Annotated in this window: 24 protein-coding genes; 10 read left to right on the plus strand and 14 right to left on the minus strand. The window is 35.1% G+C overall.

Features of this window, described 5'->3' with window-relative positions; translation table 11 throughout:
• Positions 1-2 precede the first annotated feature (2 nt).
• The 4 genes from FLAVO9AF_RS09795 to FLAVO9AF_RS09810 all read right to left on the minus strand — a co-directional run bounded on the left by FLAVO9AF_RS09795 (position 3) and on the right by FLAVO9AF_RS09810 (position 5,107).
• The gene (locus tag FLAVO9AF_RS09795) at positions 3-188 is read right to left on the minus strand and encodes a hypothetical protein (protein ID WP_159687763.1); all 186 of its coding nucleotides are present in this window, start codon (positions 186-188) and stop codon (positions 3-5) included.
• A 270-nt stretch (positions 189-458) separates the two neighbouring features.
• Positions 459-1,313, minus strand: coding sequence for an acetyl-CoA carboxylase, carboxyltransferase subunit beta (gene accD, locus FLAVO9AF_RS09800; RefSeq protein WP_159687765.1), 855 nt, complete (start codon positions 1,311-1,313; stop codon positions 459-461).
• Between the two features lie 109 nt (positions 1,314-1,422).
• The gene (gene fbaA, locus FLAVO9AF_RS09805; protein ID WP_159687768.1) at positions 1,423-2,490 is read right to left on the minus strand and encodes a class II fructose-bisphosphate aldolase; all 1,068 of its coding nucleotides are present in this window, start codon (positions 2,488-2,490) and stop codon (positions 1,423-1,425) included.
• Positions 2,491-2,554: 64 nt separating this feature from the next.
• Positions 2,555-5,107, minus strand: coding sequence for a BamA/TamA family outer membrane protein (locus tag FLAVO9AF_RS09810; RefSeq protein WP_159687771.1), 2,553 nt, complete (start codon positions 5,105-5,107; stop codon positions 2,555-2,557).
• Between the two features lie 38 nt (positions 5,108-5,145).
• Between FLAVO9AF_RS09810 and FLAVO9AF_RS09815 the strand changes: the two genes are divergently transcribed.
• On the plus strand, positions 5,146-5,877 hold the full coding sequence (locus FLAVO9AF_RS09815; RefSeq protein ID WP_159687773.1) for an RNA methyltransferase: 732 nt from the start codon (positions 5,146-5,148) through the stop codon (positions 5,875-5,877).
• Here FLAVO9AF_RS09815 and FLAVO9AF_RS09820 read toward each other — a convergent pair.
• Positions 5,874-6,593: a porin family protein gene (locus FLAVO9AF_RS09820; protein ID WP_159687776.1), complete on the minus strand. Its 720-nt coding sequence runs from the start codon at positions 6,591-6,593 to the stop codon at positions 5,874-5,876. The two genes, FLAVO9AF_RS09815 and FLAVO9AF_RS09820, sit on opposite strands and share 4 nt — an antisense overlap.
• Before the next feature lie 21 nt (positions 6,594-6,614).
• A complete protein-coding gene (gene ubiE / locus FLAVO9AF_RS09825; RefSeq protein ID WP_159687779.1) occupies positions 6,615-7,346 on the minus strand; it encodes a bifunctional demethylmenaquinone methyltransferase/2-methoxy-6-polyprenyl-1,4-benzoquinol methylase UbiE in 732 nt (243 codons plus the stop codon).
• A gap of 196 nt (positions 7,347-7,542) precedes the next feature.
• Between ubiE and FLAVO9AF_RS09830 the strand changes: the two genes are divergently transcribed.
• Positions 7,543-7,860, plus strand: coding sequence for a hypothetical protein (locus FLAVO9AF_RS09830; RefSeq protein ID WP_236552307.1), 318 nt, complete (start codon positions 7,543-7,545; stop codon positions 7,858-7,860).
• A gap of 80 nt (positions 7,861-7,940) precedes the next feature.
• Here the strand turns inward: FLAVO9AF_RS09830 and FLAVO9AF_RS09835 are convergent, their stop codons facing one another.
• Together FLAVO9AF_RS09835 and FLAVO9AF_RS09840 are read right to left on the minus strand one after the other, a co-directional pair.
• A complete protein-coding gene (locus FLAVO9AF_RS09835; RefSeq protein ID WP_159687782.1) occupies positions 7,941-8,423 on the minus strand; it encodes a dihydrofolate reductase in 483 nt (160 codons plus the stop codon).
• 7 nt (positions 8,424-8,430) lie between these two features.
• A complete protein-coding gene (locus FLAVO9AF_RS09840; RefSeq protein ID WP_159687785.1) occupies positions 8,431-8,760 on the minus strand; it encodes a 2TM domain-containing protein in 330 nt (109 codons plus the stop codon).
• Positions 8,761-8,999: 239 nt separating this feature from the next.
• Here FLAVO9AF_RS09840 and FLAVO9AF_RS09845 point away from each other — a divergent pair, with 239 nt between their 5' ends.
• Positions 9,000-9,296: an isoamylase early set domain-containing protein gene (locus tag FLAVO9AF_RS09845; protein ID WP_159687788.1), complete on the plus strand. Its 297-nt coding sequence runs from the start codon at positions 9,000-9,002 to the stop codon at positions 9,294-9,296.
• Between the two features lie 34 nt (positions 9,297-9,330).
• Here the strand turns inward: FLAVO9AF_RS09845 and FLAVO9AF_RS09850 are convergent, their stop codons facing one another.
• The 4 genes from FLAVO9AF_RS09850 to FLAVO9AF_RS09865 form a co-directional block, all read right to left on the minus strand.
• The gene (locus FLAVO9AF_RS09850) at positions 9,331-10,155 is read right to left on the minus strand and encodes a thymidylate synthase (RefSeq protein ID WP_159687791.1); all 825 of its coding nucleotides are present in this window, start codon (positions 10,153-10,155) and stop codon (positions 9,331-9,333) included.
• 175 nt (positions 10,156-10,330) lie between these two features.
• Positions 10,331-10,954 (minus strand): bifunctional nuclease family protein, encoded by a 624-nt coding sequence (locus FLAVO9AF_RS09855; protein WP_159687794.1) that lies wholly within the window; start codon positions 10,952-10,954, stop codon positions 10,331-10,333.
• A 157-nt stretch (positions 10,955-11,111) separates the two neighbouring features.
• Complete coding sequence (locus FLAVO9AF_RS09860; RefSeq protein WP_159687797.1) at positions 11,112-12,080, minus strand: electron transfer flavoprotein subunit alpha/FixB family protein; 969 nt, start codon at positions 12,078-12,080, stop codon at positions 11,112-11,114.
• 119 nt (positions 12,081-12,199) lie between these two features.
• A complete protein-coding gene (locus FLAVO9AF_RS09865; protein ID WP_159687800.1) occupies positions 12,200-12,946 on the minus strand; it encodes an electron transfer flavoprotein subunit beta/FixA family protein in 747 nt (248 codons plus the stop codon).
• Positions 12,947-13,334: 388 nt separating this feature from the next.
• Between FLAVO9AF_RS09865 and FLAVO9AF_RS09870 the strand changes: the two genes are divergently transcribed.
• The 5 genes from FLAVO9AF_RS09870 (at position 13,335) to FLAVO9AF_RS09890 (ending at position 20,979) form a co-directional block, all read left to right on the plus strand.
• A complete protein-coding gene (locus tag FLAVO9AF_RS09870; protein WP_255478116.1) occupies positions 13,335-14,354 on the plus strand; it encodes a pyruvate dehydrogenase complex E1 component subunit beta in 1,020 nt (339 codons plus the stop codon).
• Positions 14,355-14,482: 128 nt separating this feature from the next.
• Positions 14,483-16,984, plus strand: coding sequence for a DUF5686 and carboxypeptidase-like regulatory domain-containing protein (locus FLAVO9AF_RS09875; RefSeq protein ID WP_159687806.1), 2,502 nt, complete (start codon positions 14,483-14,485; stop codon positions 16,982-16,984).
• 85 nt (positions 16,985-17,069) lie between these two features.
• On the plus strand, positions 17,070-17,678 hold the full coding sequence (locus FLAVO9AF_RS09880; RefSeq protein WP_159687809.1) for a DNA-3-methyladenine glycosylase: 609 nt from the start codon (positions 17,070-17,072) through the stop codon (positions 17,676-17,678).
• 103 nt (positions 17,679-17,781) lie between these two features.
• Positions 17,782-18,312, plus strand: a complete 531-nt coding sequence (locus tag FLAVO9AF_RS09885; protein WP_159687812.1) for an inorganic diphosphatase — start codon at positions 17,782-17,784, stop codon at positions 18,310-18,312.
• Between the two features lie 114 nt (positions 18,313-18,426).
• Positions 18,427-20,979, plus strand: coding sequence for a sodium-translocating pyrophosphatase (locus FLAVO9AF_RS09890; RefSeq protein WP_159687815.1), 2,553 nt, complete (start codon positions 18,427-18,429; stop codon positions 20,977-20,979).
• A gap of 113 nt (positions 20,980-21,092) precedes the next feature.
• On the opposite strand, the gene FLAVO9AF_RS09895 is transcribed toward FLAVO9AF_RS09890, so the two are convergent.
• The gene (locus tag FLAVO9AF_RS09895; protein ID WP_064715574.1) at positions 21,093-21,707 is read right to left on the minus strand and encodes a deoxynucleoside kinase; all 615 of its coding nucleotides are present in this window, start codon (positions 21,705-21,707) and stop codon (positions 21,093-21,095) included.
• Positions 21,707-22,507 (minus strand): hypothetical protein, encoded by an 801-nt coding sequence (locus tag FLAVO9AF_RS09900; RefSeq protein WP_159687818.1) that lies wholly within the window; start codon positions 22,505-22,507, stop codon positions 21,707-21,709. The genes FLAVO9AF_RS09895 and FLAVO9AF_RS09900 overlap by 1 nt, the downstream gene beginning before the upstream one ends.
• A gap of 111 nt (positions 22,508-22,618) precedes the next feature.
• Here FLAVO9AF_RS09900 and FLAVO9AF_RS09905 point away from each other — a divergent pair, with 111 nt between their 5' ends.
• Together FLAVO9AF_RS09905 and FLAVO9AF_RS09910 are read left to right on the plus strand one after the other, a co-directional pair.
• Positions 22,619-23,530: a GLPGLI family protein gene (locus FLAVO9AF_RS09905; protein ID WP_159687821.1), complete on the plus strand. Its 912-nt coding sequence runs from the start codon at positions 22,619-22,621 to the stop codon at positions 23,528-23,530.
• A 198-nt stretch (positions 23,531-23,728) separates the two neighbouring features.
• Positions 23,729-26,431 (plus strand): carboxypeptidase-like regulatory domain-containing protein, encoded by a 2,703-nt coding sequence (locus tag FLAVO9AF_RS09910; protein ID WP_159687824.1) that lies wholly within the window; start codon positions 23,729-23,731, stop codon positions 26,429-26,431.
• Positions 26,432-26,507: the final 76 nt, after the last annotated feature.

Here is a 26,507-nt window from a genome sequence, read left to right on the forward strand (position 1 = left end):
AATTAACAAGGCTCTCCAGTAAGATGGTTTATACTCTCATATAAAACAATACCAAAAATAGAGATAACTGTTTTTTTCATCCATTCTCCAGCATAACACTCTCTAATTTTTTCTGCTCTAGCAGGAGTTGAAAACAACATACTTAATCCTAAAACTGCTGTTACACCTAATAATTTAAATTTATTCATTTTCAAAGTTTTAATATTAATACCTACTCTTTCGTTTTTCGGTTTACACGATAAAACTACAAACGGCCGTCAGATTAATTTTACAATGTAAAGCTAAAAAAAAATGAATCAAACTAATTTTCACTAAAATAAATCAGTTTTTATTTATTAATACTTTTGCTAATATCTGTAGACCAAGTAAAAAATGCTTTTGGATTGTAAGATCAATTTACTATAAAAACAAAAAGCCGTTTCACCAAATGAAACGGCTTTTTGTCTGTTTAAAAATTCCTAACGAATTTCGTTATTCTGAATTAAATCTATATACAAATTGATTTTGTCTTTTAATTCTTTTCTTGGTGTAATGAAATCTAAGAAACCATGTTCTAAAAGAAACTCAGCCGTTTGAAAACCTTCAGGCAAATCTTTCCCAGTAGTATCTCTAACCACACGCGGTCCAGCAAATCCAATTAGTGCTCCTGGCTCAGAGATATTAATATCTCCTAACATAGCATAAGAAGCAGTTGTTCCTCCAGTTGTTGGATCTGTACACAAAGAAATATAAGGCAATCCAGCTTCTGCTAATTGCGCTAATTTTACGGATGTTTTAGCCAATTGCATCAATGAATATGCTGCTTCCATCATACGAGCTCCTCCTGATTTCGAAATCATTACGAATGGCAATTTGTTTTTAATCGCATGATCAATTCCTCTAGCAATTTTTTCTCCTACAACAGCCCCCATAGATCCGCCAATAAAAGCAAAATCCATACAGCAAATTACTAATTCTTTGCCTTTAGATTTTCCTACTCCGGTTCTAACAGCGTCTTTGAGTTGTGTTTTATCCATCACATCTTTTAAACGATCTGAATATTTTTTGGAGTCAACAAAATGCAAAGTATCTTTTGAGGTCATGTTTTTATCTAACTCAACGAATTCGTTGTTGTCAAATAAAATTTCAAAATAGGTAGCACTACCAATTCGAACATGAAAATCATCTTCTGGGCTCACAAATAAGTTACGAGCTAATTCATCGGCATCAATAATTTTTCCTGTAGGTGATTTGTACCAAAGTCCTTTTGGAATATCCATTTTGTCTTCGGTAGCAGTAGTAATTCCTTTTTCTTTTCTTTTAAACCAAGCCATTTATATAGTATTCAGTGTTCTGTAATCAAGTGTTCTGTTTAATAATCAATAAAGTGTTCAATTATCAGTTTTGATAACTGAACACTTACTATTGAAAGTGAATCACTTTTTAAAGTGTATTAACATTGTTTAAGTCAGCAAATGCTTGTTCTAATCTAGCATTAAAAGTCACTTCGCTTTCTCTTAACCATTTTCTTGGGTCATAGTATTTTTTGTTTGGAGCATCAGCACCTTCTGGGTTACCAATTTGAGTTTTCAAATACTCTAAATTGTTAACCATATAGTCACGGATTCCTTCTGTGAAAGCAAATTGCAAATCAGTATCGATGTTCATTTTAATAACTCCGTATCCGATAGCTTCTCTAATTTCTTCTAAAGTAGACCCAGAACCTCCGTGGAATACAAAATCAACTGGATTATGTCCTGTGTTGAATTTTTCTTGAACATAATCTTGAGAGTTTTTCAAGATTTTTGGAGTTAATTTTACGTTTCCTGGTTTGTAAACACCGTGAACGTTTCCAAAAGAAGCTGCAATTGTAAAACGAGGACTTACTTTTGATAATTCTTCGTATGCATAAGATACTTCAGAAGGTTGAGTGTATAATTTTGAGCTATCAACATCAGAGTTATCCACACCATCTTCTTCTCCACCTGTAATACCCAACTCAATCTCTAAAGTCATTCCCATTTTGCTCATACGAGCTAAATAACCTTTACAGATTTCGATGTTTTCTTCAATTGGCTCTTCAGACAAGTCAATCATGTGTGAAGAAAACAATGGTTTTCCTGTAGCCGCGAAATGAGCTTCAGAAGCATCTAACAAACCATCAATCCAAGGCAACAATTTTTTTGCACAGTGGTCAGTATGTAAAATTACAGTTGCACCGTATGCTTCTGCTAAAGTGTGAATATGTTTTGCACCAGCGATTCCACCAGCGATTGCTGCTTTTTCACCTGCATTAGAAAGTCCTTTTCCTGCGTTGAATTGTGCTCCACCATTAGAGAATTGAATGATAACAGGTGCGTTTAATTTTGCCGCTGTTTCTAAAACTCCATTGATGGTGTTTGATCCAGTTACGTTTACTGCTGGAAGCGCGAAGCCTTTCTCTTTTGCATATCTAAATATCTCTTGTACTTGGTCTCCAGTAGCAACTCCTGGTTTTATGTTGTGTGCCATTTTACTTATTTTTTAAGTTATTTACTTTTTTATATGTTGAATGCAAAATTAATCATTTCTAACTTTAGAACGGGTAATTAATTCCAAAATTTAAGACCGATTTTGTGAAATTTAAATCTTTAAACCAACGACTTCCGATTTCGTAAGCAGGGTTATACGTCTTGAAACCTAAGTCAAAACGAACTACAAAGAAGTTAAGATCGTACCGCAATCCAAAGCCTGTACCAAGAGCCATTTCTTTTAAGTCATTCAAACTTGTAAAAGTAGCCGACTCTATTGTTACTGCATCTGATACATTCCAAATATTTCCTGCGTCTGCAAAAAAAGCACCTTTCACACTTCCAGCAATTTTAAAACGGTACTCAGCACTTAATGCAATTTTCATATTTGCTTCATTGAAATCAAGAATCGAACCGGTGCTTCCTGGGCCTAAACTATATGGTTGCCAAGCTCTATTATCATTGGTTCCACCAGAAAAGTAACTTCTAGAGAAAGGAACGTAGTCTGCATTGCCAAAAGGAAGAGCAATTCCGAAGAAACTTCTAAAAGCAATGATGTTTTCTTTTGAAAAATCCCAATGTTTTATGTAATCCAATTCTAGTTTTAAATATTCAGAATAGGGTAAATTGAAAATTTCGTATTGACCCGATGAATTTTTTTGCAAGTTACTGGCCTTGGCAATCAAACTCAATAAAGTTCCTGCCGATTCAATTTTTGTTTTAAATTGGTAAAAATCATTGTCCTGAATGTCCTTTTTTGTAGATTGTGTAAACGTATAACTCGTGCCGAGAATAAAATCATTTTCGGTTAGTCTTAGTCTTCTTTCCTCAATGCTTAATACTTCTTTAAGTTTGTCTGTTGGTAAAATTAAAGTGTTGGTGTACAGAACATCATTAGTAAATCCTGTAGTACCTGAATTGATAATTAAGTTATTTTTATTGTCTACATAACTACTGTTGTTATTATAATCTTTTGCAATTTTATTTAAGGCATTGTATGATGACCCATAAACATTAAAGTAGTTGTCAGGATTCAGATTTCGAACAAACTGCACGTTCAACAATTCTACTCGAGCAGTATTGTTGCGAATTGGATTCCAGTTGTACGTGTATAAAGCTGTAAAATTTTCTTTGTCTAGCCCAATATTTCTTTGTTTGTTAAATCCAGAGGAAATTTGTGTATAAGGAATCATTCGTTTCGGAATAATTTTATCGGTATTAAAAGGCGATAAAATTCTTGGAAAATTCAATTTTAAATTGATTCCGTATTCTGTTACATTGAAAAATGCATCATTGGGATTAGCAAAATCTTTAGATGATCCAATGTTGCCTCTAAAACCAATTTCTAATGTTTCGGCTCTATTAAAAACATTTCGAATGGTTTCGGTGACACTAGCTCCAATACCAAAATCCTGAATGTTTGAGTGCGTTAAATCTAAGGTAGTGCTAAAGCTAAACTTTTTTCTTGGTGTTAAATAGATTTTCGCAATAAGTGATTGGGCAGTCGAGTCTTTTTTGTCTACTTCATATTGGATGCTTGGATAACCAAATATCTTTAAATTATTCAATGATCGATTAGATAAAACTGTTTTGTAATCACCAAATAGCGTTCCTTTTGTAATAAAAACAGCATCAGTGATCGCCGAAGGTTTATACTTTAGTTTGCCATGACTGAAGAGTTTAAAACCGTTGTATTCAACACTGTCGGTTACTGTTTCTGGCGGGTTTTTTTGTGAATAATCGGTGTAGATTTTTATGTCACTTATTTTAAATAGTTTAAAAGGAATAGTATAGGTTGAGTCGTTTTTTTGATAAGAGTAATTTTTAATTATCAATTCAACATCAGCTTTGTTTTTTTTGCCGATAGTATCAATATCAAAAGTTACATTGTTGGGTTGAAAGTGATAGGCTCCGTTGTTTCTAAAATAAGTGGTGATTCTGTTTTTTTCTTCTTCAAAATCATTGGTTTTATATTGTTTTCCTGAAAGAATAAAACTATCTTCTTTAGAAATGTTGTATAGTGAATCTAAAGCAGGTGAAGATATCGACTTAGAAATTGTGTCTAAAATAAAAGGATCTGATAAGGCAATTTTGTATTTTATTTTGGCTTTTTTAAAGCCAACTGTGTCGATACTGAAAGTAGTTTTTGCTCTAAAATAGCCGTTATTGAAATAATAGTTATTTAAACGGATAGTTGTTTTTTGAGTTTTAAGCGTGTCAATAATTACAGGCGGTTCTCCGACTTTTTTTAGAAATTGATGAATGCCTTTGTAGTAAAATGATTCTCCTAGGCGATCTACTTGTTTGGCAGATAACCACTTGGATTTTCTTTCGTATTTGCCTGGATTGTTGGTGAATTTTGCTTGATAAGTGGAGTCAGGATTTAAATTAGCAGCATTGTATAATGCTAATCTTAATTTAAATCGACCAATAGTTCCGTTCGGATTTTGATACATCTGATCGAATGCCGTTTGATCCTTGATGGCTTTATCATTTACTAGTATTTGGTTTTTTGTTAGTAAAAATTTGCCTTCAGGAACTCGTTTTACAGCATTACATGCCGAAATAATTATTGCAATTAGAAGAAATGCAACTACTTTTGTGGAATTCTTTTTCAAGTGATCTTAATAAATTTAATTCAAAAGTACATTTTTTTATGGTTAGTAAAAACCAAATAAAACTTATATCGAGTTTGCATCAAAAAAAATATAGAATTGCTCATCAATTGTTTATTGCCGAAGGCGTAAAAGGTATTCATGAGTTATTGAGTTCTAATTTTGAATTGGAGCATTTATATGTAACCGTTGATGATTTTAGAACTGTAGCTTCAACGCAAAAAACGTTGATTTCTGATGCAGATTTAAAAAAAATAAGCGCATTAACTACTCCAAATACTTGTTTGGCAGTTTTTAAAATTCCTAAAGAAAAAACCATAATTAACAATGGGCTGATTGTTGCTCTGGATACCATCAGAGATCCCGGTAATATGGGAACGATTTTAAGATTATGCGATTGGTTTGGGATCAATCAAGTAATTTGTTCAAAAGAAACTGTTGACTTATACAACCCAAAAGTAGTTCAGGCTACTATGGGCTCTATTGCAAGAGTAAATGTCAATTATTTAAACTTGAAGGATTTCTTAGAAACGACATCACTTCCCATTTATGGAACTTTTATGGATGGAGAAGATATATATAATTCTGAAATTACTAATGAGGGAATTATCATCCTAGGCAACGAGGCTAACGGAATTTCAAAAGAAATCGAAGCATTGGTTACTAAGCGCATTACAATCCCTCGATTTGGAAATTTACAACAAACCGAAAGCTTAAATGTTGCAACTGCAACTGCAATAGTCTTGAGTGAATTTAAAAGAAGAGTGTATTAATGAAAAGTAAAATTGATAAAAATAGCTCTACTTTTTATTGACTCAATATTACTTGTCCAAGGGCTATTAGGATCTTTATCTCTAATTAATTCATCATTTATGCCGAAAACCCCACGAATGGAAGGTGAAAAAATGAAGTACTCCGAGAAAATATCAATTCCAAATCCTAATTCATAATTTGGTGTCCAAGATTTCATTCTAAATCTTCCTTCTGCATTATCATCTAATGATTTAGAATTACTAGACAAATTAAGTGTAAGCGAACCTCCTCCAAGCAAATAAGGTCGTACATTGCCTGTTCGCAATGACGAAAATTTGACCAATAACGGAAAATGAATATAAGTACTATTCACTTCTCTTAATCGATCACTTGCTGTTGGAGTGGTAGGAAAATAAGAACTCGGATAATACATATCTCGCTTTGTATAATACAATCCTGGTTCAAACCTCAAGTTGATGTACTCTTGCAATCTTAAATCAGCGACCAATCCTACATTAAAACCTGTAGTTCTTTTTACCAATACATCAGGAATATCATTCTTATAATCGATTTTAAAATCATATCCATTAAACCCCATATAGAATCCAAAGTACAATTTTTGCTTTTGAAAATTCTCTAGATTAATAATAGGGTCTTTGCTAAAAAGGCGCTTATTCCATTGCGCATTAGCAAAAGTTAGACAAAACAAAAAAAGGATTACAGTTATTTTTTTCATAGGTAAGAGGAAAGCTTCTAATTATTTTTTGGATGCATAATAAATTGTAGCCACACCAAAAGTTTGAGGCATATCTTTCACATCTATAAACCCTGTTTTTCGTAAAATATTGTTCAATCGTTCTCCGTATGGAAAAACTGCCGACGATTCAGACAAATAGCCATATGCAGTATTATCCTTTGAAAACAACTTACCTATAAGAGGCAAAATATTTCTACTGTAGAAATGATACCCTTGCTTGTAAGGTGTTTTTTCCGGCACAGAAGTTTCCAAAATAACAAAAGTCCCTCCTGGTTTTAAAACTCTCAAAATCTCTGAAAGTCCTTTTTCAAGATTCTCAAAATTTCGAACACCAAAAGCCACAGTTATGGCATCAAAATAATCATCTTCAAATGGCATATTCTCTGAGTCACCCAAAATCATTTCGATACGATCAGATAGCTTTTTTGATTCAATTTTCTGAACTCCGACCGCCAACATTCCAGAAGATATATCAAGTCCGATAATTTTTTTTGCGGGAGTTTGCGCCATCAAAATAGCCAAATCTCCTGTTCCTGTTGCAATGTCAAGAATCGTTTCTGGATTGGATTTTGTTACTAAAGCCAATACTTTTTTACGCCATTTGATATCAATACCAAAAGAGATAACTCGGTTTAAACTATCATAATTTCCTGAGATAGTATTGAACATAGTAGCAACCTGCTCTTTTTTGCTCAATTGTGAATTTTTATAAGGAGTAACTTTTTCTGACATGGTTTTTTAATTTCCACAAATATACTATAAACTCCATTAACACAGCACTTGATTTAATTTCAAAGGAACTTTTTTGCAATTGGGATATTTATTAGAGTAACTTATTTATTTTAACAAAAAAAATAAAAATATCACTAAAAGTGGGTATTGTGCAATATCAAAATATTATCCAAATTTGCCTTGTAAAAGAAAATAAATGGTTAGTATTAATTTAATGGCTCAAATCAAATGGTTTATTATTGCGCTGATAGTCGCGTTTGTTCTTGTTAGCAGTTTTGAAAATATCGCTTTCACTAGCGGTACTTTTTTTGAAGCGCAAAATACGTTCTTAGGATTAAATTTGTTTTTGGAAATTTTAATTTTTTTGGTCTTTAGTATCTTTGTGGTATTTGGTATTAAAGGCTACTTTGAGTTTTACTCAAAAAAAATATCAAACATTATTATTTCAGTCTCTGGATCAGTTTTGTTTCTTGGTATTTTAATATTGTTGTCTCAAATTCTCTTACAAGAGTGAGTCATTAACAAAATCATATCTTTTACAAAGAAAAAACATCCTTCACAGGATGTTTTTTTATTTTTATACGTTTAGATTCTCTAGATTTTTGAATAGGTTTCAAAACTATAATCATAAAGATGTCTTTCATCTTTAGAATGTTTTTCTGTATGAAGTAATTTCCATTTCTCAGGATCAATTTCAGGAAAAAAAGTATCTGCTTCAAAATTACCATGTACCCTAGTAATATCCAATTGATCTGCAAAAGGCATAGCCAAGTTGTATATTTCCCCTCCTCCTATTACATAAACAGGAGCGTCTTTTGGACAGACCTCAATAGCTCTTTCAATCGAATCTAAAACTATGCAGCCTTCGGGCTTATAACTTTTTTGACGTGTTATTATGACATGTGTTCTATTAGGCAAAGGCTTAGGGAAACTTTCAAAAGTCTTGCGCCCCATAATAATATGATGGCCTGATGTTATTTCCTTGAATCGTTTAAAATCATTAGGGAGATGCCAAATTAAATCATTGTTTTTGCCCAAAGCAAGATTTTCTGCTACAGCGGCTATAAGTATTATCATGGATAGGTTATTTGATTTCTTTTTCTATTTGACGCTCCAACTGGATTATTTTTTTTTGTTGTAAGGCAACTAATCGGTCAATTTGATCTCTTTCCCAATGTTTATCCATAAAACGATCTGTTATAAAGACTTTAATAAAATGAAGTACAAACAAAAAGGCCCAAAAGGTAATTACCCAAATACACCAATTGCTTTCTATGCCAACATCAAAAAAGCGGTGAGCTATGAATAAAAAAATGCTAGTTAAAGCAAAAAGAACAAAGTGAAAATACAATCTCTTTTTTTGTTTAATTCTTCTACGAGCATACTCATATTGCTCGTGCGTGGCCTGATCCATAGTTTTTTATTTTGTAGATAAAGATAAAATTTATTTTGCAAAAACTATAACCTCAACAGTGTTTTGATTAAGCATAAGAGATTTAATAATTTTGAATTTAAATTTTTAATCACCTTAAAATTATTGTTTTTTTTAAATTTTAACAATGATTTGACATTAGTCTTAAAAATGAGTAGACGCTATCCGTTGTTACATTAAAAATGTTTAACTTGTTTTAAAATTTTAAAAATCATTGTGTTATGGCTATTAAAAAACAATTTGTGAAAACAAAACCAGTATGTAAAGTAACCTTTTCAATCGAAGCAAAAGAAGCAAGCTCTGCTGCTGTAATTGGTGATTTTAACAATTGGAATATAGAAGAAGGTGCTTTATCTAAATTGAAAAATGGTACATTCAAAGGTGTTTTCGATTTACCTAAAGATTCTTCGTACGAATTTAAATACCTAATTGACGGAAACTATTTAAATGACCCTGAAGCTGATGGTTTAAAATGGAATGACTACGCTGGAGCTGAAAATTCTGTTTTAGCATTATAGATAATAAAAAAACCGCTTTTATAGCGGTTTTTTATTATACAGCAACACTTCCTTTTATCGTAGGATGCGGGTCGTAATTCTCTAAAGTGAAATCTTCATAGGTAAAAGCAAAGATGTCTTTTACATTGGGGTTTAACGTCATTGTTGGTAATGGTCTTGGCTCTCTTGAGAGTTGCAGTTCTATTTGTTCAAAATGATTGTTATAAATGTGTGCATCACCAAATGTATGAATGAATTCACCTGGAGCTAAGTCACAGACTTGCGCAATCATAAGTGTTAGTAATGCGTATGATGCAATATTGAAAGGTACTCCTAAGAAAATATCAGCACTGCGTTGGTACAATTGACAGGATAGCTTTCCATCAGCTACATAAAATTGAAAAAAAGCATGACATGGAGGTAATGCAGCTTTGTTGTTGGCTACATTTTCTTCAAAGGATTTCTTAGTATCTGGTAATACCGATGGATTCCATGCCGAAACTAATAGTCTTCGGCTATTGGGATTGGTTTTCAGTTCCGTAATTAAATCGGAGATTTGATCAATTTCTTCACTGTTCCAATTACGCCATTGGTGGCCGTAAACTGGTCCTAAATCTCCATTGTTGTCTGCCCAAGCATCCCATATTTTTACACCGTGCTCTTGTAGGTAAGCAATGTTAGTTTCCCCTTTTAAAAACCATAGTAACTCATGAATGATTGATTTCAAATGTAGCTTTTTGGTGGTTACCATTGGGAATCCTTCGGCTAAATCAAAACGCATTTGATACCCAAAAACGCTTTTGGTACCCGTTCCTGTACGATCTCCTTTTTGTGTGCCGTTCTCCAAAACGTGCTTAACTAAGTCATGGTATTGTTTCATAGTATGGACCGCTTGTTTTATTGATTTTTATAAATTTTTCCGTCTTTCATTACAAAACAATCTTGTTCTAATGTTTTGATGTTGTACAGAGAGTTTTCGTTTCTTGTATATGTATCAGATAAATTAGCTCCATCAAAGCGGCAAAACTTCTCTTATATTTATTTAGAACTTTTTCTTAACGTTTGGATATCTCGTCTCTTATTTTTGCAGCTTTTTCATAATCTTCATTGGCTACAGCTTGGTCTAAAAGCTCATTCAATTCTTGAAGGCTATGATTAGCGTAGGTAGGACCTGATTGATTGGTTTCTTCACCGTGGCCAAAAGTTTGTGGATTAGACAAAATACTGTCTATTTCTTCTGCGCCTGGATCTGTAGGATTGGGGTTTGATTTCAAATAGATTCCTGCCTTGTCCAAAATATTTTTATAGGTAAAAATTGGTGCATGGAATCGAAGTGCCAAAGCTATAGCATCCGAAGTTCTTGCGTCAATAATTTCTTCAATTTTATCGCGCTCACAGATGATGCTAGAATAAAACACACCGTCAACCAACTTGTGAATGATAACTTGCTTTACAACAATATCAAAGCGTTCTGCAAAGTTTTTAAATAAATCATGCGTTAACGGACGAGGTGGTTTGATTTCTTTTTCTAAAGCAATAGCAATAGATTGAGCTTCAAAAGCTCCAATGACAATTGGTAGTTTTCGCTCGCCATCCACTTCATTCAAAATTAAAGCATAAGCTCCGTTTTGTGTTTGACTGTAGGATATCCCTTTTATGGTTAATTTTACTAAGCTCATGGATTTTTTATAGAAAAAACAGCTATTGATTCTGCTAGTTATTCGGTTTTTTAAAGGTGCAATTTTAATCAAAAAAAGGCATAAAAAAAAGAGCTACCTAAAGCAAAGATACAATTATCTTGTTTTTAGGTAGCTTATAATTTAAAAAGATTGTTTTTTATGAATGTTGTGCTTTGAAAGCTTTGAATTTTTCAATTAATTGAGGTACAATTTCGAAAGCATCTCCAACAATTCCATAATCAGCCACCTTAAAGAAAGGTGCTTCAGGATCGCTATTGATAACTACTTTTACTTTTGAAGAGTTAATACCCGCAATATGTTGAATCGCACCAGAAATACCTACGGCAATGTATAAATTAGTAGCAACTGGTTTTCCGGTTTGTCCTACGTGTTCTCCGTGAGGTCTCCATCCTAAATCGGATACTGGTTTAGAACAAGCTGTTGCAGCACCTAAAACACCAGCTAATTCTTCGATCATTCCCCAGTTTTCTGGACCTTTCATTCCGCGTCCTGCTGACACCACAATATCAGCATCGGCAATAGAAATTTTTCCTGAACTTTTTTCAACTGAAGTCACTTTTACACCAAAATCGTTAGCATCGATTGTTGGATTAAAATCTTCTTCTGTTAACGAACTTGCATTTTCAAAAATACCGTAAGAATTTTTAGCAATTCCTAATACTTTAACTTCTGTGGTGATTTCAGTCGTGTTGAATGCTTTGTTTGAAAAAGCAGTTCTTTTTACTTGAAATGGCGCAGTACTTAATGGTAAACCTACAACATTTGAGGCGAAACCTGCGTCTAAGCCAACTGCTACCAATGATGATAAATAGATACTATCTGTTGTAGATGAAAGAACAACAACTTTTGCATTCTCTTTTTGAGCGGCTTGTTTGATTACATCAGCGTAAGCTTTTGCTGAAAAAGCGTCCAATTGACTATTGGTTACTTTTAAAACTTTGTTTACACCATATTTTGATAGTTCCGAAACGTCACCAGCATTTACAGTTACAGCTGTTACTGTAGTACTTAACGTTTCTGCTACTTTTTTAGCATAAGATGCAAGCTCGAATGCTACTTTTTTGAATTTTCCTTCTGCAGATTCTGCGTATATTAATATTGACATGATTTTTTTGTTTAAGAGTTTAAAGTTTAAGATTTAAAGTTTTGCAACTTAAAAACAGATACTAAAAACTGAATTATTTTAGATTTATAAACTGAATACTAAAAACTGATTACTGAATACTAAATTACTTTAGCTTCGTTGTGTAACAAACTGATTAGTTCATCCAAATTATCCGCTGCTACTAATTTAACGGCAGATTTTGGAGCAGGTTTGTCAAATTTTACTGCTTTAGTAGCTACATTAGCATCTACAGGCTCTAAAATAGTTAAGGCTTTTGTTCTTGCAGTCATAATTCCTCTCATGTTTGGAATACGCAAATCTTTCTCCTCAACTAATCCTTTTTGACCTCCAATGATTAATGGTAAAGTTGTAGCTACAGTTTCTTTACCTCCGTCGATTTCTCTTGAAGCAGTAACGGCATTTCCATCTACAGTTAAGCTCACGCAAGAGTTCAAAAAGTTGTACCCTAAGATTCCAGCAATCATTCCAGGAACCATTCCACCGTTGTAATCTAATGATTCTTTTCCAGCGATTACTAAATCGTATCCGCCATTTTTAATTACTTCTGCCAATTGTTTGGCTACGAAGAAACCATCCGTTGGATTAGCATTTACACGAATTGCTTCGTTGGCTCCAATAGCTAATGCTTTTCTTAAAGTAGGTTCTGTGTCTGGTCCACCCACATTTACAACAGTTACCGTTGCGCCTTGTTGTTCTTGAAACCAGATTGCTCTAGTTAATCCAAATTCGTCATTTGGATTGATAACGTACTGAACGCCATTGGTGTCGAATTCTGAATCACCGTTAACGAAATTGATTTTTGAAGTAGTATCAGGAACGTGACTGATGCAAACTAATATTTTCATAAGACTTATTTTTTTTGATAAAGCTTGACAAATTTAAAATAATAATTGGAATATTTACTATGCATGCATAATATTTTTTCAAAACTATTACGATTTCGCTGAAGGGTCTATATTCCCTTGTTAAACTTACACAAAAACAATCCAGCGTGATTTATTATTGTTTGTATTTGTATTGTTTTTAACAATTTTATTTTTATTTGTTTTAATACTTGCGTGTTATATATACAAAAAGTGTCTTTTGAATAGCTTGTTCTAGCCCAGATAGGAGCGACATCCTCTAGTGGTCTCGTTTTTTTTAAACGAGACCACTAGAGATATAGCGCATAGCTGGAATTAGCTCCTAATAATTTTAAACCTATTTTATGCTTTAAAGTAGTTTAAAATATTTATTTTTGCTGTTCGAAAAAACACACATAGATATTATAATATGAGAACGATACAATTTAGAGAGGCGATTTGCGAAGCGATGAGTGAAGAAATGCGTCGCGATGAGTCCATATACTTAATGGGTGAAGAAGTTGCTGAATACAATGGTGCCTACAAAGCATCGAAAGGGATGTTGGCCGAATTTGGTGAAAAACGTGTAATTGATACTCCTATTGCGGAGCTTGGTTTTACTGGTATTGCAGTAGGTTCAGCCATGAATGGATGTCGTCCGATTGTAGAATACATGACCTTCAACTTTTGTATGGTTGGTATTGATCAAATTATTAATAATGCTGCCAAGATGCGTCAAATGTCTGGTGGGCAATTCAATATTCCAATTGTTTTTAGAGGACCAACAGCTTCTGCCGGACAATTAGGAGCGACTCACTCTCAAGCTATCGAGAATTGGTTTGCGAATACTCCAGGTCTAAAAGTTGTAGTACCTTCGAATGTATATGATGCCAAAGGATTGTTGAAATCAGCCATTCGTGATAACGACCCTGTTATCTTTATGGAATCAGAGCAAATGTATGGCGACAAAGGAGAAGTGCCAGATGGAGAATACACTATTCCGTTGGGAGTAGCTGATGTGGTGAGAGAAGGAACTGATGTAACAATTGTTTCTTTTGGTAAAATTATCAAAGAAGCTTTTAAAGCTGCAGATGAATTGGCTAAAGAAGGAATTTCTTGTGAAGTAATTGATTTGAGAACGGTTCGTCCTATGGATACAGAAGCGATTTTGAAATCGGTTAAGAAAACGAATCGTTTGGTAATTTTAGAAGAAGCTTGGCCTTTTGCTAGTGTCTCTTCAGAGATTACGTATTTGGTTCAAGAGCAAGCTTTTGATTTCTTGGATGCACCAATTCAAAGAATCACAACTGCAGATACACCAGCACCTTATTCTCCTGTTCTGTTGAAAGAATGGTTGCCTAATGCTGATGACGTTGTGAAAGCAGTTAAAAAAGTATTGTACAAAAAATAAGAGTTGTTAAAAAGCATAAAATAGGTTTTTTTTAACATTCGTAGTGGCGGTTTAAGACTACTACTTGTCATCTAATTATTATATTTGGGGCTTCATCGATACGCATTCGATGAAGCCCTTTTTTTACTATGAAAAAATCAATTTTATATTTCTTTATACTTGTATTTGCATTAGTTACTGTTGCAAAGGCGCAAACGAAGGTTAGTGGTATTGTGGTGGATAAAGCCAATCAACCTATTCCCTACGCTAATGTTGTTTTTAAAAACTCTAATGTAGGCATTGTAACCAACGAAGATGGTCGTTTTTACATTGAGTCTCCACAGACTTATACTGTTTTGGTAATTACCTCAGCTGGCTTTTCTGACAAGGAAGTGACCTTAGAAAAAGCAGTGAATTACAATTTCAAAATTGTATTGAAAGAAATGCAAGAATTGAATGAAGTTGTTGTTTTTACTGGGAAAACGTCAAAGAAAAACAATCCTGCTCTAGATATTCTGCGTAAAATTTGGGAACGCAAACGCAAAAACGGTTTGTATCAATTCAATCAATACCAAATGGAGAAGTATGAGAAGATTGAATTTGATATGAACACTATCGACAGTGCTTTTATGAAGAATAAAATTTTCAAAGGAATGGAATTTATCTTCAAGCAAGTGGATACTTCTAAAGTTACTGGAAAAACGTATTTGCCCATTTTTATCAACGAAGCTTTGTACGATGTGTATGGAGACAATACCATCAAGAAAGTCAAAGAAATCAATAAAGCCAACAAAACGTCTGGATTTAATGGAAATCAACAAATCTTAGCTTTTGTCAAAGATTTGTATTCTGATTATAATATCTATGACAATCACTTGACTTTTTTCGACAAAAGTTTTACCAGTCCACTATCTAGAACAGGGATTGATGTCTATAATTATGTGCTTCGTGATAGCGCATTAATCGACAACAAATGGTGTTTTAATATTGTTTTTTATCCAAGACGTAAAAACGAATTGACTTTCAAAGGAGATTTTTGGGTAAACGATACCACTTTTGCCATTAAGAAAATTAATATGGCGGTAACCAAGAGCGCCAATATTAACTGGGTAAAAGACATTTACATCGAGCAAGAATTTGAGGTAATGAACGACTCTGTTTTTCTCTTGACTCGAGATTATTTAATGTCGGATTTTGCTTTGAACAAAAAAGAAAAATCAAAAGGAGTTTATGGTAAAAGAACCTCTTTTTATCGCAATCACGAGTTCAACAAGCCCAAACCCACTTCTTTTTACAAAGACGAAGTTAATTTTATAGACAACGAAGTCTACAATAAATCCGAAGAATATTGGGAAGAGAATCGTTTTGAGAAACTCTCCAAAGACGAAAAAGGCGTTTACAAAATGCTTGATACCTTGCAAACCGTCAAAAAATTCAAGCAGTTGTATAGCTTGGTTTCTATCTTAGGAAGTGGTTATGTAGAGTTCAACAATTTTGATTTTGGTAATGTATTTTCAACTTTTGGTTATAACGAAGTAGAGGGTATTCGTCTGCGTCTGGGCGGAAGAACTTACTTTGGACCTAACGACCCTTGGCGCGTTCAGGCTTTTACGGCTTATGGTTTTGATGACCAAAAATTCAAATATGGCGTTTCAGGAAAATGGATGGTCGACAAGAAAAACCGAATCATCATTTCTGGAGGAAATCGACGAGACATCGAGCAAATTGGCGCCAGTTTGACCACAACCAATGATGTCTTGGGAAGAAGTTTTGCGTCTTCTGCTTTGTTTACTACGGGAAGTAATGGTAAATTAACCAACATCAATCTGACCAATGTTTCGTTTGAAATAGAGCCAGTTAAGAATTGGACCTTTCAAGCCGGAATTTCACATCGCACCTTAGTTTCGGCATCACCGACCTTTAGTTTAGACTACTATACCACGTTGCCGTCAGCAGCCAATCCAGCAGGAGTGATTAAAAGCGATGTAAGACAATCGGAAGCTAATCTTCAAATAGAGTACACTCCCAACCGAAAAACGATTGGTTTTGGTGTAGAACGTGATATTGTCGACAGTCCGTACAGTCGTGTTTTTATCAATTACAGTCACGGATTCGAGGGTGTTTTGAACAGCGATATTCGATATGATAAAATTCAGTTGTATTACAAACAGCCTTTCATTATTGGACCACTCGGAAGAACCAACTTAATTTTAGAAGCCGGAAAAACATTTGGCACCATTCCTTTAGGTTTGATGAGCGTTATTCCCGGAAATCAAACGTATTTCAGTATCGAGAACACCTTTAATAATCTCAATTTCTACGAATTTATAAGCGACCAATACGTAACCTTACAATGGAATCACAATTTCCAAGGGCGTTTGTTTGCTCGAATTCCATTTATGCGAAAACTCAATTGGCGAGAAGTAGTAGGTATAAAGAGCGTTTACGGAACAATCTCAGATGCTAACCGAGCCATTAATGCTTCGGGCCTCCCTTATCTTGCTCCTGAAAAAGTGTATTGGGAATACAGCGCCGGAATTGGGAATATTTTCAAAGTATTTAGAATAGATTTTGCGTGGCGTGGCAGTTATCTCAATGCACCCGATGCGCAAAATTTCACGGTCAAAGGAACCTTTGGGTTTAATTTTTAGGAGCTCATCCAGCTGTACGCTATATCTCTAGTGGCGAACCCCGCCACTAGAGGATGCCGCTTCCATCTGGGCTAAACAATCGATTATGCAAGAACCTTTTTCGTTATTAATTGCCAAAGAACCCGTTTTCAAAACTATAGTGGAAAAATACGGTTTGCCCACTATTCCACAACGCCCCGAAGGTTTCGAGACACTCGTACTATTGATTCTAGAACAACAAGTTTCTATAGATTCAGCTAAAGCGACTTTTTTACGTTTAAAAGAAGTGGCAAAACCCTTTTTTCCTGAAACAGTTGTGCAACTTAGTGATGAGCAATTGAAGGCAGTGGGCGTTAGTCGTCAAAAAATAACCTATATCAAAGCTTTGGCTGCTGCACTCCTTTCAAAAGAATTGGTTTTAGAGGAATTGTCCACGCTTTCTGCCGATGTGGTCCGCGAAAAACTAATCAAAATAAAAGGCATCGGTCATTGGACTATCGATATTTATTTGATGTTTTCGCTACAAGCACCAGATTTGTTACCTCTAGGTGATATAGCCGTGGTAAATACCTTCAAAGAATTATTTGACATCCACGACAAAGAGATGATGGAGCAGCACTCCCAACAGTGGAAACCCTACCGTTCTTTTGCTACCTATTTATTATGGCATCATTATTTGTGTAAACGCAACCGAAAAGTGGTTTACAATCCCTAATTAACGAAAACGTTATAGTTATATATCCTTATTTTTTTCTTGTAAAAACGTTCGGTTTGTATACTTTTGCAAAAAAATTATAAAAAGCTAAGACTTAATAAAAATGACTGCAGACAAATTAAAAACTTTCGATGTATTAATCGAAATACCAAGAGGAAGTAGAAATAAATACGAGTACGATTTTGCTATCAAAAGAATGCGTTTCGACAGAATGTTATTCTCTTCTATGATGTATCCAGCAGACTACGGATTTATTCCTGAAACATTAGCCTTAGATGGCGACCCATTGGATGTATTAGTATTGGTAAACGAGCCAACTTTTCCTGGATGTGTAATGGAAGTAAAACCAATTGGAGTTTTCCATATGGCAGACGATAAAGGACCAGACGAAAAAGTAATCTGTGTACCGGTTTCTGACCCAATTTGGAATTCATTAGAAAATCTTTCAGATGTAAATCCACACTTGTTAAAAGAGATTGAACATTTCTTTCAAGTTTACAAAGATTTAGAGCACAAGAAAGTAGATGTAGAAGGTTGGGGAGATGTGAATGAAGCATACGCAATCATCAAAGAATGCACCAAGCGTTTTGATGATATCGAAAATAAACCAGAGGGATTATTTAGTATTAAATAAATTTACCCTTCATTTTTTACAAAAAAAGCAATACTCAGCAATGAGTGTTGCTTTTTTTTGCTTAAATTCGTTACCAACTAGATTTTATAATTAATCAAAAAATAACATTTTTTTATGAATACATTTATGATTTATGTGCCAATTGTAATGGCATTTATTGGACTTCTGTTCATGGTAGCAAAACGAGCCTGGGTGCTCAAACAAGATGCTGGTGACGGCAAAATGAAAGAAATATCAGATTACATTTATGAAGGGGCTTTGGCCTTCTTAAAAGCAGAATATAGATTACTAGCTGTATTTGTCCTTTTAGCAAGTGCAGTATTGGCAGGGATAACTTTCTTGCCTGGCGTAAAAACCCATTTGTTAATTGTAATTGCCTTTATTTTTGGGGCTTTTTTCTCAGCTTTGGCTGGAAATATGGGAATGAAAATCGCAACTAAAACCAACGTAAGAACTACTCAAGCCGCACGTACTAGTTTACCTCAAGCTTTAAAAGTGTCTTTTGGTGGAGGAACCGTAATGGGATTAGGTGTAGCCGGTTTAGCTGTTTTAGGGTTGACCGGTTTTTTTATTGTCTTTTTCAGAATCTTTATGAACGGAGAATGGACTTCTACTGAAGATATGACGATTGTTTTAGAAACCTTAGCTGGATTTTCTTTAGGAGCTGAATCTATCGCTTTGTTTGCTCGTGTTGGTGGTGGAATTTACACCAAAGCGGCCGACGTTGGTGCCGATTTAGTTGGTAAAGTAGAAGCAGGAATTCCAGAAGATGACCCAAGAAATCCTGCTACAATTGCAGATAACGTTGGGGATAATGTTGGAGATGTTGCCGGTATGGGTGCCGATTTATTTGGGTCGTATGTAGCGACTGTATTGGCGGCAATGGTTCTTGGAAACTACGTGATTAAAGATATGGGTGGTAAAATTGACGATGCCTTTGGCGGAATCGGTCCAATTTTATTGCCGATGGCGATTGCTGGTTTTGGAATTTTGTTTTCTATTATCGGAACGATGTTGGTGAAAATTAGTAGTGATGATGCCAAAGAAGCTCAAGTACAAAAAGCCTTAAACATCGGAAACTGGGTGTCTATTGTTTTAACCTTGGTGTCTTGCTACTTCTTAGTACAATATATGTTGCCTACGACTATGAAAATGGAGTTTTACGGCGAAGGAGTTAAAGACATCGATTCTATACGTGTTTTTTATGCTACGATTGTAGGTTTGTTTGTGGGTGGAGCTATTTCTTCAGTTACTGAATATTATACAGGATTAGGCACAAAGCCAGTTTTAGCAATCGTGCAAAAATCTTCTACTGGAGCTGGAACTAACGTAATCGCTGGTTTGGCAACGGGTATGATATCTACTTTTCCAACAGTTTTATTATTTGCTGGTGCCATTTGGGCTTCTTATGCTTTAGCTGGATTTTACGGTGTGGCTTTAGCCGCTTCAGCGATGATGGCGACTACTGCTATGCAATTAGCAATTGATGCATTTGGACCTATCTCAGACAACGCTGGTGGTATTGCTGAAATGAGCGAGTTGCCAAAAGAAGTTCGTACTAGAACCGACATTTTGGATTCTGTTGGAAATACAACCGCTGCTACAGGAAAAGGTTTTGCGATTGCTTCTGCGGCTTTAACTTCATTGGCTTTGTTTGCGGCTTATGTAACTTTTACAGGAATTGATGGAATCAATATTTTTAAAGCTCCTGTTTTAGCTATGTTATTTGTGGGTGGAATGATTCCAGTGGTTTTCTCTGCTTTAGCAATGAATTCTGTTGGAAAAGCTGCAATGGATATGGTGTACGAAGTACGTCGTCAGTTCAAAGAAATTCCTGGAATTATGGAAGGCACGGGAAAACCAGAATATGGTAAATGTGTGGAGATTTCAACTAAAGCGGCTTTACGCGAAATGATGTTGCCTGGTATATTGACCATTGGTTTCCCAATTGCTATTGTGCTACTTGGAAAATTAGTTTACGGTGATAACAACCAATTGATTGCTGAAATGTTAGGAGGTTATATGGCTGGTGTAACAGTTTCTGGAGTACTTTGGGCAGTTTTCCAAAATAATGCTGGAGGTGCTTGGGACAATGCTAAGAAATCATTCGAAGCTGGGGTTATGATTAATGGAGAAATGACATATAAAGGTTCTGATGCACACAAAGCGGCGGTAACTGGAGATACAGTTGGAGACCCTTTCAAAGATACCTCTGGGCCATCTATGAATATTTTAATCAAATTGACTTGTTTGATTGGATTAGTGATTGCTCCTATTTTAGGAAGTGGCCATTCTGATACGGCTGCTACGGCGTCTTGTTGCGCAGGTGGAGCTACCACAGAAATGATGTGCGAAGCCAAAAAATGTGACCCTGCAAAAATGGCTACTATGACCAAAGACGAGTGCGCAGCGATGTGCAAGGAAAATGGTTGTTCAGAAGAATGTACTGCTAAATGTTTGTCAATGTACGATGCCAATGGAAAATTTGTGGGTGAAAAAACACAAACCATCAAATTGACTACGATGAAAGATGTTCGTGTGGAAATGACCAATGAAAACGGGAAAACCAAAGCTACAGTAACTACTACAGCCAACGGAACGACCACCACTCAAACTTTCGAAGGAACTGAGGAAGAAGTGAAAGCGAAAATCAAAGCTTTGAAATAATAGTATCGACTAACTCAAAGTAAATGCTTTGGCATAATCACAAACTAAAAACACCTCACAACATTATTTTGTTGTGAGGTGTTTTTTTTATAAATCTGAGGTAATCTGTGTTTCTAAAACAATCCGTTCAATTCTGCGTCAATTCTGTTGATGATGTTTCCTAAGTCTTCTGGGTTATCCACAAAATTGATATTATCTACATCAATTACTAAAAGTTTTCCTTTCGTATAACTTTGAATCCACGCTTCGTAACGTTCGTTCAAACGGCTCAAATAGTCAATAGAAATAGAGTTTTCATACTCGCGACCGCGTTTGTGAATTTGTCCTACCAAATTAGGAATGGAGCTTCTTAAGTAAATCAACAAATCTGGTGGTTGCACCATCGTTTCCATCAATTCAAATAAGGAAGTATAATTCTGAAAATCTCGATTGGTCATCAATCCCATCGCATGCAAGTTGGGAGCGAAAATATGAGCGTCTTCGTAAATAGTACGGTCTTGAATGATTTTTTTACCACTTTGGCGAATTTGCATTACTTGACGAAAACGGCTATTCAAAAAGTAAATCTGAAGATTAAAAGACCAGCGTTCCATTTGGTGGTAAAAATCATCCAAATAAGGGTTGTCAACTACGTCCTCGTAATGTGGTTCCCATTTAAAATGTTTCGACAATAATTGTGTTAAGGTAGTTTTTCCTGAACCTATGTTTCCTGCTACTGCTATGTGCATTACGGTAGTATGATTTTAAAATTATAAATTCCTTCGGTTGTAAAAATAGATAAAATTTGGGCTTGGTAATAGAATTTTTCAAACCTTTTTTCAGGAAGTTGAAGTAGCGTATTTGCCCACGATTTATCTTTTTGTCGGCTCAATAGTGTTATTTTTTGGTCCAAACTGTAAAGTATTTGGTTGGAGCTGATGATTTGAAGTTGGTCAGCATTTGGCAATTTTCCTAAGTTTTCGATGGCACCAAATAGCGAGCAAGCGTAGCCGTCTCCACTGTCATCCATCCATATAAAGGAATTAAAGGCGGTGGTGTACTGTTTGATTTTTCCAGCAAGAGGAGTACTAATGGTTTTGTACTCGTTTTTGAGATAGTCATACAATCCAATTTGTTGATTGAGGTTGTTGTACACCCATAATTGGTTTTGACCCGCAATACCTACGGCAGTTGCATTGATTGGCGTAGGGTGCTCCGAAAAATTAATTTTTTGACTTTCGTTGAGTTGGTTGTCTAATAGGATTACGGTGTTGAAATCCTCATAAAACAACACTATTTTGAGTGGATTTTGAAGGTCAACTTTGGTGATTTTTCCTAAGGTCACGTTTTTGTATTCCCAGTTTTCGGAGCCTTTACTTTTCTTGAAAACGTTATTTTCTATTGTATAGGCATAATCAAAAGCGTCGTGAGCCAAAAACGTGACTGTTTTGGGAGCGTTAAGCATTTCTTGCGTTGGAATCCCCTTAATTTGAGAATAGCATTGGGCAAAAAACGAAAATGCTATTAAAAATAGTAAATACTTCTTCATTTCGCTAATTTACAATTAAACCTTTTCATTTTTCTTAAGTCTATAGTTATTTATAAACTAATGCTGTAACAAATGAATTTGAATCTCGTCTTATTGAAAAATTTGGAAACTATGTATAAAATTATTTTGCTTTTGACCGCGCTTGTATTGAGCAGTATTGGGCTTAGAGCTCAGGAATTTCAGGGGATGGCAGTGTATGAGTCTAAAACGAGTACAGCTGATTTTAAGACCAGAATGGAAGGAAATAAGAATATTACTCCCGAAATGATGAAAAATATCGAGGACCGAATGAAAAAAATGTTTGAGAAAACATTCATTCTCAATTTTGACAAATCGGCATCTATTTATAAAGAAGAAGAAAAATTAGACGCTCCAGGACAAGATGGCGGCGGCGGAATGCGAATGATGGCTTCTATGACTGGCGGCGGCGGAACGTATTACAAAAATGTAAAAGACAAAAGCTATACGGTTGACAAAGAATTTATGGGAAAAGAATTCTTGGTAAAAGACACGCTGACCAATCTAAAATGGAAAATGGAAGGCGAAACGAGAGTAATTGGCGGTTACAATTGCTATAAAGCGACTGCTGTTCGTCCGGTTAGTAAAACCGATTTTAGAAATTTTAGACCAAGAGACGAGAAAAAAGACGAGACTAAAAAAGACGCCACTGAGAAAGCGGGCGAACCAAAGAAAACCAGCTTTATGGATGAGTTAGACATCCCCAAAGAAGTTACGATTACAGCGTGGTATACCCCAGAAATCCCTGTAAACCAAGGTCCAGAAGGCTATTGGGGATTGCCTGGTTTGATTCTGGAAGTTAATGATGGTAAAACCGTGATTTTATGTTCTAAAGTTGTTTTGAACCCAAAAGAGAAAGCAGCTATAAAACCCGCCACGAATGGTAAAGTAATCAACCAGAAAGATTTTGACGAAACGGTGATTAAAAAAATGGAGGAATTCCGTGAGATGAACCGTGGAAGAGGTGGAAATAATGGCGGATTTAGAATGAGAATAGGAGGTTAATACTTCCTTTTTTAATTTAAAAACAAAAACAAAAACAAAATAATGCCGCCTTCTAGCCCCGGTGGGAGCGGCATCCTTTGCCTTTTTTCTTTACAAAAGGCAAAGATATAGCTGACGACGGGACTTTGTTGGCTCAAAATACCCATTGTTGCCGCTCCAAAATAAAGCATTACAACTAACACATTCAATAACCACTCTATGAAAGCATTGCTTCGAATTGCCTTTTTTCTTTTTACTACTTTATCTTTTGCACAAACCATTAAACTTGATGGTTTGATTACCGACTCTAAAAACGCAGGACTTGAAATGGCGAACGTAATGGCGGTGAATAAAACCACCAAAGCGATGGATGCCTATGCCATAACGAATGACAAAGGGAAGTTCACACTGAATTTGAAACCGAATACGACTTACCTAATTAAAGTGAGTTTTTTGGGGATGCAAAATAAAGAGGTAGAAGTGACTACAGCTACTACTAATTTGGTCAAAAACATTGCTTTGGACGCGGGTGGTATTGAATTGGATGGAGTTGAAATTGTTCGCGAAATGCCAGTTTCTATTAAAGGCGACACGATTGTGTACAATGCCGATTCTTTTAAATCGGGTACCGAAAGAAAACTGGAAGATGTATTGAAAAAATTGCCCGGAGTGGAGGTAAATGCCGACGGAGAGATTGAAGTAGAAGGCAAAAAAGTAACCAAACTGATGGTGGAAGGGAAAGACTTTTTTGATGGGGATACCAAATTAGGAGTGAAAAATATCCCAGCTGATGCGATTGATAAGATTCAAGTATTGCGTAATTACAACGAAAATTCGATTCTAAAAGGAGTGGAAAACAATCAAGATAATATTGGAATGAATATTAAATTGAAATCTGGGAAGAAGAACTTTTGGTTTGGAGATATTAATGCTGGTGTTGGAGTAGCTCATAAAGAAAGCAGGTATGTGATTAATCCGAAATTGTTTTATTACAGTCCAAAGTACAGCATAAACTTGATTTCGAACTTCAACAACATAGGCGAATTGCCTTTGACCATTCAGGATTATTTTAAGTTTACGGGAGGATTCCGTGGATTGTCTGCCAAAGGTGGCTCTAGTTTTAACGTATCTTCTAATGATTTGGGGATTGCTTTGGCAAGAAACAATAGAGCCAAAGAAATTGACACCAAGTTTGGCGCAACCAATTTCTCGTACAATGTAAATAAAGCTTGGAGTTTTAGTGGTTTTGGAATTGTTTCTTCTTCGATTACCGACTTAGAAACCATTTCTCAAAATAATATCCTGAAACCGAATTCCTCAGAAGTAGCTTCTACCGAAAATCGAAAAGAAGCAGCACACCAAACCAGTAATTTGGGTTTATTCAAGTTGAGCACAACCTACAAGCCGTCGACCAATTTTCAGTTGGATTATGATGTGTTGACCAAGTTGTCCAAACAAGATGAAAACACTTCGTTGCTTCGGGAATCGATAGTACAGAACGTTTCGGCTACGGAATCTATAGCTACGCTAAAAGAGCAAGACCCAATATCAGTAAATCAGAATTTGAGTGCGTATTTTACCTTAAATGAAAAAAATGTCTTTGCGGTAGAAATGCAAAGTTTATATCAAGAAGAAGACCCTTTTTACAATGCTAATTTGCAATCTCAGCCCTTTTTTTTAAGCGGTTATCAGCCAGGGCAAAATAGAAACGACATCAACCAAACCCGATTTGTAAAAACAAACAAAATAGATGCTAAGTTGGATTATTACTATATGTTGACCCCAAAAAGCAATATTAATTTGACTTTAGGTAATACGTATTCGTATCAAAATTTTAATTCTTCTATTTTTCAGGTTTTGGATAATGGCACAGTAAACGATTTGAATGCTTCGGAGAATACCAACGATGTAGACTATCGTTTTAATGATGTGTTTTTGGGATTGCATTATAAAATACTTACGGGGAAATTTACGTTTACGCCAGGCGTAAGTTTGCACAGTTACAATATGACCAATGCGCAATTAGCAACCGAATTCAGTCAGAAATTCTTCAGAGCCTTACCTGATTTTGTAGCGATTTACCAAATCAAAAAAGCCGAGACTTTGACTTATAATTTCTCGTATACCAACAATTTTACCGATATCAACAGATTGGTTGAAGGCTATGTTTTCTCAAACTACAACAGTTTAACACGCGGTTTTAGAGCACTAGAAAATGCTACGGCACAACAACATTCGTTGCGATACTTTAAGTACAATATGTTCAATATGGAAAACATTACTGCTTTTGTAAATTACACCAAAACGGTAGATGCCATTAAAACAGATGCTACTTTTGACGGGGTAAACCAAACGTCGGTGCCTTTTAACTCTCCTTTTGCCGATGAAACCATTTCGGGACGTGCCTCTTATGGACGTTCGTTTTTGAAAAATTACAAAGCCTCATTTGACACTAATTTGAACTGGTCGAAATTCAATAACAAGCAGAACAATGTAACTATCGCTAATGAGAGTTTTACTCAAAGTTATACCTTAAGAGCGTCTACAAATTATAAAAGCTTGCCTAATCTAGAAGTAGGCTACAATATGGTAATCAACGACTATAATAATAATACTTTTTATACCGACCGCCCTTTTGCGAAGTTAGATTACTATTTCTTAGACAGTTTTTCTTTTGTGGCCGAGTATGAGTTTTATCATTATTACAACAACGACAAAACGGTAAATAATGAATACGATTTCTTGAACGCCAGTTTGATTTACCAAAAAAAGAACAGCAAATTAGAGTATAAAATAAGCGGTACGAATTTATTGAATACTACCTCACTCAACGACGATAGTTTTTCGCAGTTCGCTACAAGAACTTCTCAGTACACAGTTCAGCCACGTTACTTAATTTTCTCTGTGAAGTATAATTTGTAGGGGATAGATTTTATCTCAAATCATAAACAATCCTACACCGAAATAACTTTTTGGTGTAGGATTTTGATTTTAATCA

Source organism: Flavobacterium sp. 9R (assembly GCF_902506345.1).
In the GTDB taxonomy this organism is placed as follows: domain Bacteria; phylum Bacteroidota; class Bacteroidia; order Flavobacteriales; family Flavobacteriaceae; genus Flavobacterium.